The sequence below is a fragment of the Nocardia sp. NPDC049707 genome (assembly GCF_040674855.1).
In the GTDB taxonomy this organism is placed as follows: domain Bacteria; phylum Actinomycetota; class Actinomycetes; order Mycobacteriales; family Mycobacteriaceae; genus Nocardia.
Map to the genome: position 1 here is coordinate 298162 of NZ_JBFANN010000002.1, position 19482 is coordinate 317643.

The 19482-nt window shown below is 64.0% G+C and carries 20 protein-coding genes; 11 read left to right on the forward strand and 9 right to left on the reverse strand.

What is annotated here, in order from left to right:
• Positions 1 to 12 precede the first annotated feature (12 nt).
• The 5 genes from AB0J29_RS03780 to ligD all read left to right on the forward strand — a co-directional run bounded on the left by AB0J29_RS03780 (position 13) and on the right by ligD (position 4464).
• Positions 13 to 495, forward strand: coding sequence for a hypothetical protein (locus AB0J29_RS03780; protein ID WP_364778666.1), 483 nt, complete (start codon positions 13 to 15; stop codon positions 493 to 495).
• 38 nt (positions 496 to 533) lie between these two features.
• Positions 534 to 1634: an SPFH domain-containing protein gene (locus AB0J29_RS03785; protein ID WP_364778669.1), complete on the forward strand. Its 1101-nt coding sequence runs from the start codon at positions 534 to 536 to the stop codon at positions 1632 to 1634.
• 31 nt (positions 1635 to 1665) lie between these two features.
• Positions 1666 to 2064: a cold shock domain-containing protein gene (locus AB0J29_RS03790; RefSeq protein ID WP_364778672.1), complete on the forward strand. Its 399-nt coding sequence runs from the start codon at positions 1666 to 1668 to the stop codon at positions 2062 to 2064.
• A 304-nt stretch (positions 2065 to 2368) separates the two neighbouring features.
• Positions 2369 to 3454, forward strand: coding sequence for an ATP-dependent DNA ligase (locus AB0J29_RS03795; protein WP_364778675.1), 1086 nt, complete (start codon positions 2369 to 2371; stop codon positions 3452 to 3454).
• A complete protein-coding gene (gene ligD, locus AB0J29_RS03800) occupies positions 3454 to 4464 on the forward strand; it encodes a non-homologous end-joining DNA ligase (RefSeq protein ID WP_364778954.1) in 1011 nt (336 codons plus the stop codon). Before AB0J29_RS03795 ends, ligD begins: the two co-directional genes overlap by 1 nt.
• A gap of 48 nt (positions 4465 to 4512) precedes the next feature.
• On the opposite strand, the gene AB0J29_RS03805 is transcribed toward ligD, so the two are convergent.
• Positions 4513 to 5274: a DUF4190 domain-containing protein gene (locus AB0J29_RS03805; protein WP_364778678.1), complete on the reverse strand. Its 762-nt coding sequence runs from the start codon at positions 5272 to 5274 to the stop codon at positions 4513 to 4515.
• 303 nt (positions 5275 to 5577) lie between these two features.
• Here AB0J29_RS03805 and AB0J29_RS03810 point away from each other — a divergent pair, with 303 nt between their 5' ends.
• On the forward strand, positions 5578 to 5946 hold the full coding sequence (locus AB0J29_RS03810) for a hypothetical protein (RefSeq protein ID WP_364778681.1): 369 nt from the start codon (positions 5578 to 5580) through the stop codon (positions 5944 to 5946).
• 14 nt (positions 5947 to 5960) lie between these two features.
• On the opposite strand, the gene AB0J29_RS03815 is transcribed toward AB0J29_RS03810, so the two are convergent.
• The 6 genes from AB0J29_RS03815 to AB0J29_RS03840 form a co-directional block, all read right to left on the reverse strand.
• A complete protein-coding gene (locus AB0J29_RS03815) occupies positions 5961 to 6596 on the reverse strand; it encodes a helix-turn-helix domain-containing protein (RefSeq protein ID WP_364778957.1) in 636 nt (211 codons plus the stop codon).
• A 19-nt stretch (positions 6597 to 6615) separates the two neighbouring features.
• Entirely contained in the window at positions 6616 to 7761 is a 1146-nt protein-coding gene (locus AB0J29_RS03820) for an acyl-CoA dehydrogenase family protein (protein WP_364778684.1), read from the reverse strand.
• Positions 7762 to 8018: 257 nt separating this feature from the next.
• On the reverse strand, positions 8019 to 8771 hold the full coding sequence (locus tag AB0J29_RS03825; RefSeq protein ID WP_364778687.1) for an SDR family oxidoreductase: 753 nt from the start codon (positions 8769 to 8771) through the stop codon (positions 8019 to 8021).
• On the reverse strand, positions 8771 to 9616 hold the full coding sequence (locus tag AB0J29_RS03830) for a fumarylacetoacetate hydrolase family protein (protein ID WP_364778690.1): 846 nt from the start codon (positions 9614 to 9616) through the stop codon (positions 8771 to 8773). The genes AB0J29_RS03825 and AB0J29_RS03830 overlap by 1 nt, the downstream gene beginning before the upstream one ends.
• A 73-nt stretch (positions 9617 to 9689) precedes the next feature.
• A complete protein-coding gene (locus tag AB0J29_RS03835; RefSeq protein ID WP_364778693.1) occupies positions 9690 to 10997 on the reverse strand; it encodes an MFS transporter in 1308 nt (435 codons plus the stop codon).
• A 123-nt stretch (positions 10998 to 11120) separates the two neighbouring features.
• Positions 11121 to 12164, reverse strand: coding sequence for a mandelate racemase/muconate lactonizing enzyme family protein (locus AB0J29_RS03840; protein WP_364778696.1), 1044 nt, complete (start codon positions 12162 to 12164; stop codon positions 11121 to 11123).
• Between the two features lie 218 nt (positions 12165 to 12382).
• Here AB0J29_RS03840 and AB0J29_RS03845 point away from each other — a divergent pair, with 218 nt between their 5' ends.
• Positions 12383 to 13054 carry a GntR family transcriptional regulator gene (locus AB0J29_RS03845; protein WP_364778699.1) on the forward strand — a complete coding sequence of 224 codons (672 nt, stop codon included), beginning with the start codon at positions 12383 to 12385 and terminating at the stop codon, positions 13052 to 13054.
• A gap of 16 nt (positions 13055 to 13070) precedes the next feature.
• On the opposite strand, the gene AB0J29_RS03850 is transcribed toward AB0J29_RS03845, so the two are convergent.
• Positions 13071 to 13802, reverse strand: a complete 732-nt coding sequence (locus AB0J29_RS03850; protein ID WP_364778702.1) for an FCD domain-containing protein — start codon at positions 13800 to 13802, stop codon at positions 13071 to 13073.
• A gap of 149 nt (positions 13803 to 13951) precedes the next feature.
• Between AB0J29_RS03850 and AB0J29_RS03855 the strand changes: the two genes are divergently transcribed.
• Genes AB0J29_RS03855 through AB0J29_RS03865 form a run of 3 tightly spaced genes read left to right on the forward strand, consistent with a single transcriptional unit; the run spans position 13952 to position 16838 of the window.
• Positions 13952 to 14707: a (Fe-S)-binding protein gene (locus AB0J29_RS03855; RefSeq protein WP_364778705.1), complete on the forward strand. Its 756-nt coding sequence runs from the start codon at positions 13952 to 13954 to the stop codon at positions 14705 to 14707.
• Positions 14704 to 16218 carry a LutB/LldF family L-lactate oxidation iron-sulfur protein gene (locus AB0J29_RS03860; protein ID WP_364778708.1) on the forward strand — a complete coding sequence of 505 codons (1515 nt, stop codon included), beginning with the start codon at positions 14704 to 14706 and terminating at the stop codon, positions 16216 to 16218. Before AB0J29_RS03855 ends, AB0J29_RS03860 begins: the two co-directional genes overlap by 4 nt.
• Positions 16215 to 16838 (forward strand): LUD domain-containing protein, encoded by a 624-nt coding sequence (locus AB0J29_RS03865; RefSeq protein WP_364778711.1) that lies wholly within the window; start codon positions 16215 to 16217, stop codon positions 16836 to 16838. Before AB0J29_RS03860 ends, AB0J29_RS03865 begins: the two co-directional genes overlap by 4 nt.
• 83 nt (positions 16839 to 16921) lie before the next feature.
• On the opposite strand, the gene abaF is transcribed toward AB0J29_RS03865, so the two are convergent.
• Positions 16922 to 18295, reverse strand: a complete 1374-nt coding sequence (gene abaF, locus AB0J29_RS03870) for a fosfomycin efflux MFS transporter AbaF (RefSeq protein WP_364778714.1) — start codon at positions 18293 to 18295, stop codon at positions 16922 to 16924.
• A gap of 268 nt (positions 18296 to 18563) precedes the next feature.
• On the opposite strand from abaF, the gene AB0J29_RS03875 reads away from it, so the two are divergent.
• The gene (locus AB0J29_RS03875; RefSeq protein WP_364778717.1) at positions 18564 to 19475 is read left to right on the forward strand and encodes a dihydrodipicolinate synthase family protein; all 912 of its coding nucleotides are present in this window, start codon (positions 18564 to 18566) and stop codon (positions 19473 to 19475) included.
• Positions 19476 to 19482 lie beyond the last annotated feature (7 nt).

Here is a 19482-nt window from a genome sequence, read left to right on the forward strand (position 1 = left end):
TCGAATTCGACCATGCGGAGCACCACGCTTCGGTCGCAAGGCCAGACCGCGGCGAATGCGCTGACCAGCGCTGAAGTGGTTCGCGCCCTTCGGTTTCGGGATGGCGAGCAACTCGACAATGGTTCGAATCCGCACGATGTCGCGAACTATCTCACCAAGAATTCGGTCGGGCAAATCATCGTCGAGTCCCTCTCGTCCGGAGCCATTCCACATCGCGCGTACGCTGACAACTCGGGCACCGAGTGCGAGGAGTTCATCGCGATGACCGACCCCGTACAGGGTTTGACGGGTACGCTCACATCGCCGATCCGGGGTGCCGGAATGCTCGGCGAAGTATTGGTTGCGATTCGCGGGGGCACGGAGATATATATCGCGCGGGCGGCCGAGCCGATCTCGGCCGGCGAAACTGTCTTGATCATCGCGGTACAGCCGGGCCGCATCGTCGATGTGGTGCCGTGGATTCCGCTCGAACCCGTCCCGGTCGACGACGTCTGACACCCGTGATCGAAGTTATGAACTGCTAGGGAGGCACAGTGCTGGGTTATCACGTTCCGGATCCTGACGAGGCGATGCTGGTCAGCGGCGGTAAGAGCAAGGACAACGCACCCTTCGGCGTGGTCATCGGGCGCGGCAAATGGGTGATGCCGTTCTTCCGCAAGGTGAGCTATCTGTCGCTAGCCATGTTCGAGGCCGAGATCAAGGAACGCTGCGTCACCAAGCAGGCCATCCAGCTCGAGGTGCGCGCGGTGATCGCGTTCAAGGTTGCCAACGACACCCATTCGATCGTCAACGCGGCCCAACGCTTTCTGTCCGAACAGGAGCGGGAGATGTCGGTGCTGACCGGCCGCATCTTCTCCGGACACCTGCGCTCGATCGTCGGTTCGATGACGGTCGAGGAGATCATCCGTGAACGCCAGCGGCTGGCCGACGAGGTGCTGGTGGCCTCCAAGGTGGAGATGAGCAACATCGGCCTGTGGGTGGATTCGTTCCAGATCCAATCCATCGATGATGGCAATCTGGGATACATCACCGCGCTGGCCGCACCGCACAATGCGGCCGTGCAGCGCGATGCGCAGATCGCGCAATCCCAGGCCGCGCAGCACGCCGCCGAGGCCGAACAGGAATCGCTGCGCCGCCGCGCCGAATATCAACGCGAGACCGCCATTCTCCAGGCGCAGTATCAGCAGGATATCGATAAGGCCAATGCCGAAGCGGCCCAGGCCGGCCCGCTGGCCGAGGCCAAGGCGATGCAGGAGGTCCTCACCGCGCAGGCTGAACAGGCGCGCAAGGAGGCCGAGCTGCGTGAGCAGCAGTTGCAGGCCGAAGTCGTGAAGCCCGCTCAGGCCGAGGCGGAACGGGTGCGCATCCTCGCCGAGGCCGAGGCCGATCGGACCCGGATCCAGGCCGAGGCGGCGGCCTCGAACAATCGGATCGCATTGGACCAGTTGCTGATCGAGCAACTGCCGGAAATCGTCAAACAGGCCTCCAACGGCCTGGCAAGCGCCAACCTGACGGTGCTCAACGGTCCGGACGGCGTCGGCGAATTGGTCAACGGAATGGTCGGTCAGGGCCTCACTGTATTCAACTCGTTACAAAAGGCGCTTTCGTCCAACGACGGGGATAATGCGGGTTAAAGTGACCGAGTAGCGTCGGCGCGAGGAGCGGGTGTTGGTGTCCATCGGGAAATTGGTGTCGTTCGACAGTTCGCGGGGATTCGGGTTCATCCGGCCCGACGATGGTGGCCCGGATGTGTTCGTTCATGTCAACGACATCGGACTGGACGAGGACGAACTGCGTCAGGGGCGGGTGTTCGAATTCGATGTGACCGAGGGTGACCGTGGTCCCAAGGCGGTCAACCTCGCGGTGGTCGGCGGTCAACCGCCAGCACCCGCTCCTCGGCACAAGAAGGACAGATCCGGCTCCGGCCAGCTGACCGCCACCGAACACAAACGCCTGATCACCGAGCTACTACTGGACGCGAGCCCGGCTCTCACCGCCGGCGAGATCCTCACCATCCGCGACCGCCTCACCGCCTTCGCCGATCAGCACGGCTGGCTGGAATAGCGCAAGCTCCGCTCCCCCGCCTCCGGGGCCTCGAGGCGCCAGACTCAGGTGCCACAAAAATTGTGTTCGCGCCTGGCGGGAGGGTGTAAGTCGGGTTAGCCGTCCCTGGTTAGTCGCCATGTTCGCACCTGATCAGTCGTCGTGTGGTCGGCCACCCTCGACGCCACCACGGGCGGTCCGGGTGAGGTTCACGACCTTGTCGGACCGGCGTCCTAGGATCGAGCCACCGCCCCGACCGCACCGATGAATCCGCGTCGACTGCGACGTCGATATGGGTGAGAGAACGGACCCCGAGGAGGATGGTGTGGACTTACCCGTGATGCCGCCCGTCAGGCCGATGCTGGCGAAAACGGCGCCCTCGGTGCCGCATGAGCCGGGCCTGAGTTACGAACCGAAATGGGATGGTTTTCGCTGCGTGGTGTTCCGCGATGGCGACGAGGTGGAACTCGGTTCCCGCAATGACCGCCCGCTCACCCGCTATTTTCCCGAGGTCGCCGAACTGCTGAAGGCGGCACTACCGGATAAATGCGTGGTGGACGGTGAAATCGTGGTGGTCACGGATGAGGGACTCGATTTCGACACCTTGCAGAATCGGTTACATCCGGCGGCGTCGCGGGTCAACAAGTTGGCCAAGGAAACGCCCGCGAGCTTTGTCGCCTTCGATCTGCTCGCGCTCGGCGACAAGGATCTGACCGGTGAACCGTTCGCCGAGCGCCGACGGCTGCTGGAGACCATTCTGGATACCGAACTCGCCCGCGTGCACCTGACCCCGATCACCCAGGATCCCGCTGTCGCCGAGGACTGGTTCACCCGCTTCGAGGGTGCGGGTTTCGACGGCGTCATGGTCAAGTCCAACGACCTGGCGTATCTGCAGGACAAGCGGGTGATGCTCAAGGTCAAACACGAACGCACCGCCGACTGTGTGGTGGCCGGTTTCCGCTGGCACAAGGATGGTGCTGGCATCGGTTCCCTGCTGCTCGGACTCTTCGACGACGAGGGCAATATGCATCATGTCGGCGTGGCAAGCAGTTTCCCGGCAGCCAAACGCAAGTCGCTGGTGGATGAGCTGAAACCATTGCGGGAAAACGCATTGGCGAACCACCCGTGGCGAGAATGGGCCGATGCGGCGGCGCAGGCCAAGGCCGACGGCAAGATGCCGGGCGGGGTGAGCCGATGGACCGGCGGTAAGGATCTGTCCTGGGAGGCGCTGCGTCCGGAGTTGGTCGCCGAGGTCCGCTATGAACATGTGCAGTCGGGGCGGTTGCGGCACGGCGGCAGACTGGTCCGATTCCGGTCCGATCGCACCCCGGAATCGTGTACCTACGCGCAGCTCGACGAGGTCGCACCGGCCGAATTGAGCGCCATCTTCACCGAAGCCCGGGGGAAATGATGAGCGAATCGATCGATATCGAGGTGGACGGCAGAACTGTCGCCATCAGCAGTCCGAACAAGATCTACTTCACCAAACGCGGTGAGACAAAGCTCGATCTGGTGCGGTACTACCAAGCGGTGGCCGAGCCGTTCCTGAAGGTGGTGCGCGACCGGCCGCTGCTGTTGGAGCGGTATCCCGATGGCGCATCCGGTAAGTCGTGGTTCCAGAAACGGGTGCCGAAATCCGCGCCCGATTGGCTGCACACCGTCGAGGTCGCCACGCCCAACGGCACCACCAGCGATGCCCTTGTCGCCCACGATCTCGCACACATCCTGTGGGCGGTGAACCAGGGCTGCCTCGGTTTCCATGTCTGGCCCAATCACGTCGACGATCTGAATATCGCCGATGAGCTGCGCATCGACCTGGATCCCTCCCCTGGCATCACCTTCGACGATCTCAAACACGCCGCCGTACTCACCCGCGAGCTGTTCACCGAACTCGGCATCGACTCCAGGATCAAGACCTCCGGCTCGCGCGGATTGCACATTTACGTTGCGCTGGAACCGACGTGGGACGGCTATCAGGTGCGCGCGGCGGCGGTCGCGCTGGCTCGGGAACTGGAGCGGCGGCATCCGGACGAGATCACCGCGCAGTGGTGGAAGGAGGAGCGCGGCAACCGCGTCTTCGTCGACTTCAACCAAAATGCTCCGCACAAGACGGTTTTCGGCGCATGGTGCGTGCGCCCGAAGGTCGGCGCACAGGTCTCCACGCCGATCGACTGGTCCGATCTGGATTCCATTGTCCCCGAGGAATTGACCATCGCCACCGTCCCCGCGCGGCTGGCCGAATCCGGCGACCCGTGGGCGGATCGACCGACCCAATCGATCGAGCCGCTGCTGAAAATGTCGGAGCGGGATATGGCATCCGGGCTCATGGACGCACCGTGGCCGCCGCAATATCCCAAGATGCCGAATGAGCCGCCTCGGGTCCAACCGAGCCGGGCCAAGAAGCCGGAAACAGCAGAATAGCTACCGAAAGGCTATTCGGTTCCGCACCCTATTCGGTCCGCAACCGCGCTACTCGGTCCAGAGCACCCACGCCTTGCTCTCACACGTCACTGCGCGCCCGTCGGCGGTGCGGGCGCTCTTGGTCGAACCATCGCATTTGGCTCCGGGCTCGGCGACGGTGCCACCGACGGTGTACGGACCGCTCCACTGATAGACACCGCCGCTGGCCAGGCAAAGCAGAGTGGTGCCGTCCGCGCCCGTGCCGATGCGGCCCGGCTCGGTGCACACCGCACCCTTCTTCGGGGTCGCCTGGCTCGTCGACGGAGCGGCCGAGGTCACCGGGGGCACAACGACGGAGGGCACCACCGAGGGCTGCGCGACGGCGGTCTGGGCGATGGTGGAGGGCAGCGCGACACTCGAGACGACCGGGGTCCGGTTCGCCCCGGACAGCGCATCGGAGAAATTGGTGCCGGACAACACGAAATATCCGGCGATGGCGACCACCTCGAGCACACCGAGCAGCAGTGCGCACACCGCCATCGCCTTACCACGCGGATGGCTGAAGGCGATGAACCCGAACACGATCGCGACCGGGAAGAGGCCGAGCAGGGCGGCCACCAATGCGACGATCGCATACGGGTTGACGATGGGCGGAACTTCCACCCGTAGTCGACCGGCCCGGGGAGCCCGCCGGGCCGGCGGGTCGACCTCCGGCCAGCGGTCGCTGGGCTCCGAATCCGGCCACCGGCCGATCACTGCCGTCTCGTCCTCGTACTCCTCCGGCTGCGCCTCCGGCCAGCGCTCGCGCTCACGGTTATCCGTCCGTGCCATCTCCAGGTCCCTCTTCCACACCACCAAACCACGCAGGAACCTCGAACTGCCCGGACCCGCCCTGATACCGACAAAGGATAGGGGCCGACGGCCGCAACAATTCCGAAACGGCCGATCGATCGTCATCAAACCGTAACCGCGAACGCCGCCATGTCAACTCGGCACCGCGCCGACGGGATTCGGCGTGGTGCCGATCGAGCACCGGAGTAACGAACCAGCAAACACCACTCCCGCGTCGCGCCGACGAGGTACATGCTGGTCTCGGGACCGATTCATGCGGTGACTTCGGCACAGGAGGGTTCCATGCGCGCCGAATCCGGTTCGACCGGACAACATAGCCGCCCGTGGCATTCCCACGCGGGCGACCTACTCGGTGACGACTACAACGTTCCCGGCATCATCCTCTGCGCCCTCGGCATCGTCGCCATGGCCTGCACGCTGACCGCGGCCGGTTACGGCTTCGTCGGCTGGACCCAGATCGGTGCGATAGCGACGGCCGCACTGTGGATCACCGGAATCGGCGCACTGCTGGTCGAACATCGCCGCGAGGAAGTGATCGAGCTGAAGTACGGCCGCAACGGACACGCACCCGGCCATGTGCGGCCCGTCCGCTACAGCGCAACCGAGCGCAGGATCGCGTCGCGTGAAAGGCGTTCGGAATTGCCGAAATAGCCTGCGGCGCAAGGTCAGGGCCCGGGATCGACCTTCGGCATGGTTTCGGTCATCAGTGTCATCAGCATGTCGGACAGCAGCATGTGCACCTGCTCGCGGGTGAGAGCGCCGCGGGTGATCCATTCCCGGCCCGCGACTTTCACCAACCCACCGAAGGCGCGGACCATGGCGCGCAATTGCGCACTGCGCGCCGAATCCGCGCGACCGACCATCAGCAGCATCCGCTCGGCGGCCGCGTCATCGGCCTGATCCAGGATCTGCTGCACCTCGGGATCTTCGCCGACACCCTCGTGACTGGTCACCTTCACCCAGGTACTGCCGTGTTCGGAGATCACATCGAGCAGCCAGTGCACACTCGCATCGACGCGCTCCCGATCGGTGCCGGTCGGCGCGACCATATCGTCGAGGCGCGGCAGCGTGACCATTCGGCGCACGACCACTAGATACAGATCACGCTTATTGCCGAAGTAATGGTTGATCAGCCCGCGCGCAACTCCGGCGCGCTGCGCGAGTTCGGCGGTGGAGACTGCCGCGTAGGGCCGCTCGCCGAACATGTCGATCGCACACTCCAGGATCTGTGCGCGTCGCTCGTCCGGTTCCAGCCTGCGCCTGCGCGGCTGCGCCTCGGTGTCGTTTCGAGCGACCCGCAAGCGATCGCTAGCGGTGACTTCAGAGTGACCTGGCAATGAGATCCTTCATTACCTCGTTGCTGCCCGCGAGGATGCGCAGCACCCGGGCGCCGGTGTAGAGCTGGGAAATCGGATACTCCGTCATGTAGCCGTAGCCGCCGAACAGTTGCAGGCAGCGATCGACCACAATACCGACTTGGTCGGTGAGCCAATACTTCGACATCGCAGCCGTGGGAATATCGAGTTCGCCGCGTAGATGTTTGCCGATGCAGTCGTCGAGGAAGATCCGGCTCACCTTGGCGATGGTCGCGCATTCGGCCAGCTCGAATTTGGTGTTCTGCATCGCGAACAGCGGCTTGCCGAACGCCTCGCGGCCCTTGGTGTACTCGACGGTCAACCGCACCGCGTTCTCCATCATGGCGACCGCGAGAATGCCGGTGACCAGTCGCTCCTGGGCCAGCAGTTGCATCATCTGATAGAAGCCCTGCCCCTCGGCCTCGCCGAGCAGGTTCGAGGCAGGTACGCGTAGCCCGTCGAAGAACAGCTCCGCGGTGTCCTGGGCCTTGCCGCCGATCTTGTTCAGAATGCGGCCGCGTTTGAATCCCGGCGTCTGGTCACCGACCTCGGCGAAGATCAGCGAAACGCCCGCCGCGCCCTTGGTCGGATCGGTCTTGGCCGCGATGAGGATGCCGTCGCAGAGCCAGCCATTGGTAATGAAGATCTTCGAACCCGTGATGACGTACTCGTCGCCCTCGCGGATCGCGCGGGTCTTGATGTTCTGCAGATCCGAGCCGGTGCCCGGTTCGGTCATCCCGATGGACAGCACCATCTCGCCGGTCGCGGCCTTGGGCAGCACCCGCTGCTTGAGGTCTTCGGTCCCGAACTGGTGGAGATAGGGCGCGATGATCGAGCTGTGCACGGCCATACCCATCGAGCCGTCACCCGCGAACGCCTGTTCCTCGATGATCGCGGCCTCGTGCGCGAAAGTGCCACCGCCACCGCCGTATTCGGTCGGGATCGCGGCACACAGCAGGCCGAGTTCACCGGCCCGGTTGTACAGGGCGCGGTCGGGATGTCCCTGTGCGACGAACTTCTCCTCGTGCGGGACCACTTCCTTGACAAAGAAGTTTCGTGCCAGCTCCCGGACCGCCTCGACCTCGTCATCACTCCATGCCGCGCGTGCCATCGCAGAGATCCTTTGCTCATCGCGCGAGCCTGTCGCACCCGCGTCTCGTCATCAGACTGACGCACTATTGGCGCGATGTCAACAAAGCGGGCGCATGACGGATCGAGGCGGTTCAACGAGGACGGAACGCGGATCTGCCGAGCTGTAGGACAGCGACACCGATTCCCGGGTTTGACGTTGTCGCTACGTCAATGTTTAACGTGACGGTCACCGTTCTCGACAGCTACACACCTGAATTTCTCCCGCCCCGTTCGGATCTATTCGGGGCGCAGTCGTAGCCCCTGCATTCCGCCGTCGACTGCGATCGAAGTGCCAGTCGTAGACCCTGACGTCGGGCTGGCGAGGTAGCCGACCGCAGCCGCGACCTCATCAGCCGTAACGAGTCGTCCGTGCGGTTGGCGGGCGCACAGTGCGGCACGCTCGGCGGCGCTGTCCGATGATTGGTCCAGAAGCCGGCCAACCCAGGGAGTATCCACCGTTCCTGGATTCACGCAGTTCACCCTGATCCCGTCACGTACCAGGTCAGCTGCCATAGCGCGCGTCAAGGACAGCACCCCGCCCTTGGTTGCGCTGTAGAGCGCGCGTTGGGGCAGACCTGCGGTGGCGGCAATGGAACTGACATTGACGATCGCCGCCGCGTGCGAGGCCCGCAGCAGCGGCAGGGTAGCTCGGCTCATGCGGGCTATGCCGATCACATTGACGTCCCAGACGCGGTGCCACTCATCGTCTGAATTGTCCGCTACGGTTCCTACCGCACCTATTCCCGCGTTGTTGACAACAATGTCCAATTGCCCGGCAGTACTTGCGATTTCGGCGACGGCTGCCTGCACGGAGTCGTCATCCGAGACGTCGCACACCAATCCGGTCTGGCCGCCGGGGACGCTTTCGGGGTTCAGGTCGAGAACGAAAACGGTGCATCCACGTCCCTGTAACTCACGCGCGATAGCGGCCCCGATTCCGGATGCTCCCCCAGTGACCGCTGCAACAAGCCCCTTCATATCCGCCGACATCACTTCTCCTCAGCAGTTGCCGTCGTCGCCCTGAAGAACTGCTGACGCTGACGCCCCAGCTCGTCGATTTCCATCTCGACGATGTCACCGTCGTCGAGGTAGGGAAATCGGCCGGACAAGGCAACGCCTTCCGGAGTTCCGGTCAGGATGAGATCTCCCGGTTCGAGCAGCATGTACTGGCTGAGGTGATGCACGATGGTGGCGGTGTCGAAAATGAGGTCGGCCGTCGACGAATCTTGCCGAAGTTCTCCGTTGACCCAAGTCCTCAGTCGAAGTGCGTTCGGATCAACCTGGTCTGCCGGTACGAACCACGGACCAACTGGGGTGGATGACGGCAGCGACTTCCCCTTCGTCCATTGTCCCGCTGGACCGTTGAGCTGATAGTCGCGCTCGGAGAGGTCGTTCGCCATGACGTAGCCGGCTACTGCCTGCTTCGCGTCCTCGATCGAGGCCAGGTATTGCGCGGACGATCCCATGATGATGCCCAACTCCACCTCCCAGTCGTACTGCTCGGATTGCGGAGGAATCGGCGCAGCATCGTAGGGCCCGGCGATCGTGTTGCTCGGCTTGAGGAACACGACCGGAGTCGTGGGAGGCTCTGCCCCGGACTCGGCGGCATGTGCCGCATAGTTCATGCCGATGCAGATGATGTTCGCCGGGCGTGCCACCGGGCTGCCGATACGCTGCGGTGTCGGCCATTCGATCTCGTCGAACACATTATTGTCCAGACCTTTTCGAACCCGATCTACCCCATCGGCAGCCAAAAAGGCTCCATCGATGTCGTCGACGATCGGGGACAGGTCGAAGGCACGTTCATGCCCTTCCTTGTCGAGGGTGATTGCCACTGGCTTCTCATGGCCATGGTCACCTACACGTCCAAGTCTCACAGCTGACCTTTCAAAGGGGTAATTGATTACGTCAGTCAACAAATGTTCCGGTCGATTGCTCGAGCTCACGAACCGTCATGGCACGGAGATTCCGTCCACGGGTCTCGGGGCCGACGAGGGTCACGATGAATCCGAAAACGCAGGTGGCGAGAACGAAGGCTGCTACGAGCCAAGACTGGCCTGATGCTGCGGATACCAGCGCAACGGCGATCAGCGGTGTCAGCCCACCCGAGAGTGCGCCGGCAACCTCACGGCTGAATGCGAGGCCGGTGAAGCGCGATCGGTTCGTAAAAAGCTCAGAGAAATACGCGGCCTGCGGGCCGAACATTGCGCCGATACCGATACCTACGCTGGCTGTCACGGCGATCGTCACCCCCCAAGTCGCCTGGGTGTGGTCGATCAACCAGAAGTACGGGAAGACAAAGACTCCTGAGAAACCGATGCCGAACAAGATGACCGGCTTCCTGCCGATCCGGTCTGACAAGACCCCGAACAACGGCAGCGTCAACAGCGCGGTCGCCGTGGCAATGGTGACCGCGATCGGCCCCACCGACTTGGACATCTTCAGGGTGCCGGTGAGGTACGCGGCAATGAACGTCAGATTCAGATACGCGATCACGTTCTGGGGCGTCTGCATACCGATGAGGGTGAGCATGCCGCGCCACTCGAAGCGGAACACATCGCGGACGGACGCCGCCTGATGAGTGGTCTCATCAGTGGCCTGCACATCCAGGAAGGCCGGGCTCTCCGTCAAACGCAATCGGATGAAGAGAGCGACCCCGATAACCACGATGCTCGCGGCAAAAGGCAATCGCCAACCCCAGGCAAGGAACTGATCTTCAGGCAGCTGGGTGACCAGAGCGAACGCGCCAGAGGCCATGAGCAGGCCCAGATAGACACCCACCGCGGGCCATGCGCCTTGTAGTCCGCGCACCCGCGAGTTCGCATGTTCGACGGAGAGGATCGATGCTCCGCCGAATTCGGCTCCTGCACCGATGCCTTGAATGGCGCGAAGGAGAACGAGGATGATCGGAGACCAGACGCCGACTTGGCCGTAGGTCGGGATGACTGCCATCAGGACCGTCGAGAACCCCATGACGAGCAGGGTCAGGACCAGGACGCTTTTACGTCCCATCCGGTCGCCGAGGCGACCGAAGATCAACCCACCAAGGGGGCGGATGAAGTACCCGATCGCGAATGTTGCGAATGCCGCCATCGTCGCGACTGTGGGATTGGAGTTGGTGAAGATGATCCGGTTGAAAACAAGGGCAGCGGCCGTGCCGTAGAGATAGAAGTCGTACCACTCGAGGGCGGAGCCCACCAGGGCAGCGGCTGCCACCCGCCTCGTAGCGGTGGGAGATGCATGGTCATTCCGAGGTTGATCGACCGTTGTTGATTCGGACATTTGTATTCCTAAAGAAATCCGGTTCGGGTGCAGGTGTGTGGCGGCGCACCGGCGGTGTCACGCCACGCGCAGGTTGTCGATTTGATCGGTGTCCCAATCGATTCCCAAGCCGGGAACATCCGGGGCAATCGCATGACCGTCCACGATCTCGATTTCGGTCGTGGTCACCGATCGCAGCTGTGGAATGTGTTCGACGAACTGACCGTTGGGTATTGCCGAGACGAGGCTGACGTGGAGTTCCATCAGGAAGTGCGGACTGACGGAAACGTTGAATGCCTCGGCCAAGTGCGCGACCTTGAGCCATGGCGTGATACCGCCGATCCGCGCAGCATCTACCTGGACGATCTGGGCGGCACCCGACTCGAGGTACTGGCGAAAATGGCCGATGGAGTACATCGATTCTCCGACAGCGACGGGAATGCTGGTCGCATTGGAGAGCCGGACATGACCGGATACATCGTCGGCGGGCAGCGGCTCTTCGAACCAGCTCAGGTCCGTCGCCTCGAACGCGGCTGCCCGCCGGATGGCCTCGGCGCTCGTCATCGATTGATTGGCGTCCACCATGATGTCGAAGCCGGGCCCGACGGCCGCACGCACGGCATGGAGCCGTTCGCTGTCTTCGTGGCAGGTGGGCTTGCCGACCTTGATCTTCACGCCCTTCCACCCTTTCGACTTCGACTCGAGCGCACCGTCGACGAGCTCATCGGTCGACAGGTGCAGCCAACCACCTTCCGTGTCGTACAGCGGAATGTGCTGCTGGTAGCCGCCGGCGGCACGCCATAGCGGAATCGCGGTTCGACGACAGTTGAGGTCCCAGACAGCTGTATCGATGGCCGCGAGCGCTAGCGATGTCACGACACCGACGGCTGTTGCGCGCGTCGAATTGAACAGCGTGCGCCACACCTGTTCGACATTCCGGCAATCGAGACCGATGAGCTGCGGGATCAGGTGATCGCGCAGCATGGAGAGAACGGACCGTCCTCCGGTTCCGATCGTGTAGGAGTAGCCGCGGCCACGGTGTCCGTCAGCGGTTGTGATGTCGACGAACAGCGTCTCCTGCTTGAGGAACGACTGCACGGCATCGGTTCTGACAGTTTCCACGGGGATGTCCACGAGATACGCCTCGGCGGCAACGATGCGCGTGTCATCGGATCCCCCAGCGAACTCGGCGGATGTTCCAGAAAGAGCGTATGCCATGCGTCACATAAAATCATATACTATATGATCCGGCAAGAGGTGCTACGGATGATCGAGCACGGGCAGGGGGCCAATAAACTGAGCAACGTGGAATCACAGGGCCAGGCAGCCGAGGCAATGCGGTGAGCAAGAGATCCGGCATGATCAGCGCCGACGTTTACGAACGCATCACGGCGATGATCCTGCGCAATGAGCTGAGGCCGGGAACGCGGATCAACATCGACCAACTCGCGCACACCCTCGACGTTTCGGCAACGCCGGTTCGAGAAGCGCTCGCTCGGCTCGAGTCGGATGGACTTGTCACAAAGATCCACCTCAAGGGCTACCGCACCGCCGAGGTACTCGGCAGGCGCGAACTCGAGGAGATCTATCAGTTTCGCCTGCGACTCGAGCCGTACTCCGCCGCACAGGCAGCGCAACAAGCGACCAACGACGACGTAGCACGACTGACGTCAGAGCTATCGCTATTCGAATCACCGCCGATACGAGCGGATTACGACTCCTACCGACAGTTCAGCGCACATGATGCTCGACTACACGCGCTGATACTCGAGATCGCCGACAACAACGTCATCGCGCAAGCGTTGGAACGCACCCACTTCCATCTGCATGCGTTTCGCTTGGCCTACGACGCGGCAGCGGGGGCACGCACGATCGGCGAGCACAAAGAAGTGGTCGCAGCCATTGCTGCCGGAGACCCGGCGCGCGCAGACAAAGCGATGCGTACCCACCTCGAGAACGCGATGAATCGACTGCTCCCCACCTCACTGGCTCCACCCACGGGCAACGGCTGAACCAACGCAGCGTGCCTCAACGGTCGCTGCGTACCCCCTGGTAGTACCCGCGGATGTGGTCGATGATCCGCTGCTGCGCCAGCGAATCATCGCCCCGGGTCACAGCGTCGACCAGCCCGCGATGTTCACCTCGCAGACGGGTGCATGTCGTCGGCCACGCGGTGAAGTCCACGCCCGCCACGACATACGACTCGATCGATGCGCGCAGTCCAGCCATCATCGCCGCAATCACCTGGTTGCCGGCCGCGTCGGCCAACGCGACATGGAACTGGGCGTCGAGAACGAGGAACTCGTCAGCGGTGAGCGCGGGCTCGTCCATCGAGTCGAGCAGTTCGACAGCCGTGGTGAGGTCGGCCGACGGCTGCTGCGACAGTGTCCGCATCACCTCGGATTCGAGCACCAGACGCGTCTGGACGACGTCGGAGACCGGGAAGCCATGCGCGGCGACCTGCATGCGCATGAGCATTGTCATGCCACCGGTAGGGCGAGAGACGATCATCGCGCCGGCGTTCGGACCCGATCCGGTCTGAGCCTTGAGCAGACCGAGTGCCTCCATCACGCGCAGCGCCTCGCGAACCGAGGAGCGACCGACGCCGAGATCGGCGGCGAGGGCGCGTTCGCCGGGGAGGCGCTGGCCTGGGAGCAGTTCGCCGGAGACCATCATTTCCTCGACCTTGCTCAGCACGTGCTCCCACGCGCGCAAGTGCGGTGCAATCGGCAGGTCGGTGGCCGGGGACTCGGACGTCATGACACGCGAGCCTAGGCCGTTGGCATGGCGTCGGAACCCCCGGCAGATCAGCAGCATCGCCGAGCTGAAGCTGCGCCGCATTTGCGTTGGTGCGCTGACCATGCGTTACTGTGGTCCGACCACACCGAAGGACGATCCCGGAGATCCGCATGCGAATCGCGCTGTTCGCCACGTGCATCGGGGACACGATGTTCCCGGACGTTCCCAAAGCCACCGCTGTGCTGCTGACGCGGCTCGGTCACGAGGTCGTGTTCCCGCCCGGTCAGACGTGCTGCGGGCAGATGCACGTGAACACCGGCTACCAGCCCGATGCGTTACCGCTGGTGCGCAACTACGCTGAGGAGTTCGGCGACGCCTCGATCGACGCCGTCGTCGTACCGTCGGGATCATGCGTCGGGTCGGTGCGGCATCAGCATGAGATCGTCGCTTCCCGGTATGGCAACGCCGCGCTGTGTGAGCAGGTCGAGACCGTGAAGGCGAAGACATACGAGCTCTCCGAACTACTCGTCGACGTCCTCGGCGTCACCGATGTCGGCGCGTACTTCCCGCACCGCGTCACCTACCACCCGACGTGTCATTCGCTGCGAATGCTCGGGGTGGGGGAAAAACCTTTGCGGTTGCTGCGGGCGGTGCGGGAGATCGACCTGGTGGAGCTGCCCGAGGCCGACGCCTGCTGTGGGTTCGGTGGCACGTTCGCGATCAAGAACGCGGAGACATCGACGGCCATGCTTGCCGACAAGATCCGCACTATCGGCGATACCGGAGCCGAATTCTGTGCTGCCAGCGACTCGTCCTGCCTGTTTCACATCGGCGGCGGCATGTCGCGGCTGCGGATGGGCACCCGAACGGTGCACCTCGCCGAGATCCTCGCTTCCGTCGAGTCGAACGTGGAGGTGACCGCATGAGCGGTGTGACTCTGGGACTGCCCGCATTCCCGCCGCGCGCGCCGAAGGGCGTCGGATTCTTGCGCGGCACCGAGAAGTTCCCGGCCGCCGCGCACCACGAGCTGGCCAACACGCAGCTGCGCAACAACATCGGCAAGGCGACCCACACCATCCGGGCCAAGCGCCTCAACGTCATCGGGGAGCTTCCGGACTGGGAGGACCTACGCGACACCGGCTCCGCAATCAAGACCGATGCGATGAACCGGCTACCGGAGCTGCTCGAGCAGCTCGAGGCAGCCGTCACCGCACGCGGCGGGATCGTGCACTGGGCCGCCGACGCGAACGAGGCCAACGCGATCGTCACCCGGCTCGTCCGTGAGACGGGGTCGGACGAGGTCATCAAGGTCAAGTCGATGGTGACCCAGGAGATCGAGCTCAACGAACACCTCGCGGCGAACGGTATCCGCGCGTACGAGACGGACCTGGCGGAGCTGATCGTGCAGCTCGGTCACGACAAGCCCTCGCACATCCTGGTCCCGGCGATCCACCGTAACCGGTCGGAGATCCGGGAGATCTTCCTGCGGGAGATGACGGGTGTCGACCCGGGGTTGGACGACGATCCCGAGCACCTCGCCGCCGCCGCGCGGAAGTTCCTCCGGCACAAGTTCATGACGGTGCCCGTCGCGATCTCGGGTGCCAACTTCGGCATCGCGGAGACCGGCACCCTCGGCGTGGTCGAGTCCGAGGGCAACGGCCGCATGTGCCTGACGATGCCACAGACGCTCATCACCGTGATGGGCATCGAAAAGGTGATTCCCCGGTACACGGATCTCGAGGTGTTCCTGCAACTGTTGCCGCGGTCGTCGACTGGGGAGCGCATGAACCCGTACACCTCGATGTGGACTGGAGTGACACCCGGCGACGGCCCCCAGAACTTCCATCTGGTGCTGCTCGACAACGGTCGCACCGCCGCACTCGCGGACGCCGTCGGACGGCAGGCCCTCAACTGCATCCGGTGCTCGGCATGCCTGAACGTGTGCCCGGTGTACGAACGCACCGGCGGCCACGCCTACGGCTCGACCTATCCCGGGCCGATCGGTGCGGTGCTCACCCCTCAGCTCGCGGGCATGGACGGCAAGAGCGACCCGAACTCGACCTTGCCGTTCGCCTCGACTCTGTGCGGGGCCTGCTACGACGCGTGCCCGGTCAAGATCGATATCCCGTCGCTGCTGGTGGAGTTGCGGCACCACAAGGTGGAGAAGTCCGGCTTCGGACCCGAGGCCGCCGCAATGAAGGCAGCGTCGGTGGTGATGTCGTCCGCCACGCGGTTCACGTTGGCGCAGAAGGCCGCCGGGCTCGGCCGGGTGCTGGCCGGGAAGAAGGGCAAGATCTCGACGTTGCCGCCGCCGCTGAACGGCTGGACCGCCGCACGCGACATCCCGGCCCCGCCGAAGCAGACGTTCCGACAGTGGTGGGACTCCACGCAGGGGCGGGCCGTGATCGCCGCCGCACGGAAGGACGCGCAGCAGTGAACTCACGAGAGGTCATCCTGGGACGCATCCGGGATGCGCTGACACTCGCGCCGCCGGTCGAGCAGGAGATCCCCCGCGCCTATCGGACCGGGCAGACGATGTCCAGCGAGCAACGCGTCGAACTACTGGTCGACCGCCTGCTCGACTACAAAGCCATCGTCCACCGCAGTGCGTCCGATGAGTTGCCGGACGTGCTGGCGCGAGTCCTCGCCGACGTCGGCGCCCGACGCGTCGGCGTCCCTGCGGGACTGGACGATTCGTGGCTGTCCCGGTTCGCTGGTGAGGTTGTCGTCGACTCCTCGGATATGCCCGCCCCGCAGCTGTCGGAGCTGGACGGCGTCGTGACCGCGTCGACGGTGACCTGCGCCGAGACCGGCACCATCTTCCTCGACGGCAGCTCGGACCAGGGCCGCAGGGCATTGACCCTGGTGCCGGACCTGCACGTGTGCGTCGTGACCATCGAAAGCATCGAGGTCGGCGTTCCAGAGGCACTGGCGCGACTGGTTCCCGAACGTCCGACCACCCTGATCAGCGGGCCGTCCGCGACATCGGATATCGAACTCGAACGCGTCGAAGGTGTCCACGGTCCACGAAACCTGCACGTCGTGATTGTGAGATGAGAACAAGCGGGATGCTGATCCGACAATGGGGCGGGTGATGTCGTAGCCGGCGTTGAAACGATCAAGATCGCCACGGGCGTAGATCATCTCGCGGACTCCGCGTCGACGGTCTGCAGAGACTTGCCGACCGTCTCCTTGGCCAGACCGACGGCGACCACCGAGATAGCCGCCGCCGCAACCAGATACAGCGAAATCGGCACCGAGCTGTGGAAGCTGTCGAGCAGGCTGACGGCGATCAGCGGTGCCAGCGAACCGGCCATGATCGGCGCGACCTGATAGCAGAACGACAGCGCGGTATAGCGGACGTGGGTCGGGAACATCTCCGTCATCAGCGCGGAATACGGTGCGTAAGTGAGTGATTCGATCGCCAGACCCAGCGTGATCGCGATGATGATGACCGCGTAGTTCCCGGTGTCCATCATCGGGAACGCCATGAATCCCCATCCTGCGGTGAGCACGGCGCCGGTGAGGTAGACCGGCCTGCGGCCGATCAGATCCGAGAGCAGTCCGGCCGCCGGAATCATGAAGAAGTGCAGCAGATGCGCCGCGAGCAGCAGCGCGAGGATCGGCGCCGTGTCCACATGCACCATCAGCTTGAGATAAGTGATCGAGAAGGTCACCACGGTGTAGTAGAGGATGTTCTCGGCGAAACGGGCGCCGATGCCGATAAGCACCTCGCGCCAATGGAAGCGCAGCACCTCGACAATGCCCAGTGACCGTTGCTGATCCGCCTCGAGCCTGGCCTGCGCCGCACGGAAGATCGGCGCGTCGTCGACGCTGGAGCGCACCCAGTAGCCGATCAGCACAACCACGGCCGACAGCCAGAAACCGATGCGCCAGCCCCAGGACAGGAACTGCTCATCGGACAGGTTCGCCGACAGCACCAACAGCACCACGGTCGCGAGCACGTTCCCCAGCGGCACCCCCGATTGCGGCCAACTTGCCCAGAATCCGCGACGGTCGTCCGGGCTGTGTTCGCTGACCAGCAGCACCGCACCGCCCCATTCGCCGCCGAAGGCGAAGCCCTGGATCAACCGCAGCGTCACCAGCAGGATCGGCGCCCAGTACCCGATCGCGTCGAACGTCGGCAGACAGCCCATCAGGAAGGTGGTGACACCGACGACGACCAGGCTCAGCTGCAGCAGCGCTTTGCGACCGACGCGATCACCGAAATGTCCGAACAGCAGCCCGCCGAAAGGGCGGGCGAGGAAGCCGACCGCATACAGCGCGAAGGCCGCGATGATGCCATCGACGGCGTTTCCGCTGGAACGGAAGAACACCTGACCGAAGACGAGCGCCGAGGCGGTGCCGTAGAGGAAGAACTCGTACCACTCGGCGACCGCGCCCGCCATGGCCGCGGCGACGATGCGACGTAGCCCGGCGGGTCCCGATCGCGTCGCGCCTGGGCGAGCGGCCGCGGCATCCGGCGTGGTCTCGGTGTTGTCGAGAGCGGTCATGGTGTTCACCTTTATGGATCGAATGGCGCGTCGGATGAGCCGACCACCGGGAGAATCGGGTCCCCTTTGCGCCGATCGGCGGAGATAGAGAGGAGCAACCCGCACACTGTGACGTGTGACATTGCACAATAGAGAAGTGATGCCGCTCACGCAAGACATTGCGTGAGCGCCATCACTCGCGTTACATTCAGTGCAATGTCACACCGCACTGGTGTGGCTGGTCGACCGGGCACAGGTTTCCCGGACTCCCACACAGATGGAGGCGCACATGTCCGAAATGACCACATCGGCCGAGACCAAGCCCTGGCACGGGGTGCTGGTCGCGACGACACTCCCCTTCACCGCCGACTACGCCGTCGACTACGACGCGTACGCCGAACACGTGCGGTGGCTGGCGGCCAACGGCTGCCACGGGGTGAGCCCGAACGGATCGCTGGGCGAATACCAGACCCTCAGCGACGAGGAGCGGGCCAAGGTCGTGACGACGGCCATCTCGGCAGCCCCCGAGGGATTCACCGTGATGCCCGGCATCGCCGCCTACGGCGCGCTGCAGGCGCGCAAGTGGGCCGAGCAGGCCGCCGAAGCGGGGGCGCAGGCAGTAATGCTGTTGCCGCCCAACACCTATCGCGGCGGACGCGATTCGATCCTGGATCACTACCGCACGGTGGCACAGGTCGGACTGCCGATCGTCGCGTACAACAACCCGATCGACACCCGCATCGACCTGACCCCGGACATCCTGGCCGAACTGCACGGCGAGGGTCTTATCGTCGGTGTCAAGGAGTTCACCGGCGACGTACGGCGCTTCTACGAGATCAAGGAACTCGCCCCCGAACTCGACGTGCTCGTCGGCTCCGACGACGTGGTCATGGAACTCGGCATCGCGGGCGCGGTCGGCTGGGTGGCCGGTTACCCGAACGCCATCCCGCAGGTGACGGTGGAGCTGTACAACGCCGCGGTCAACCGGGACCTGGACAAGGCGCTGCCGCTGTACCGCAACCTGCACAAGCTGCTGCGCTGGGACTCGAAAACCGAATTCGTGCACGCGATCAAACTGTCGATGGATCTGGCCGGACGCGCCGGCGGCGCGTGCCGCCCGCCGCGGGTACCGCTCGCGCCGGAGCTTGCCGAGAAGATCGCCGCCGACACCCGTGAGGTGCTGGCTCAGGGCTACCGGTAGTCGAAAG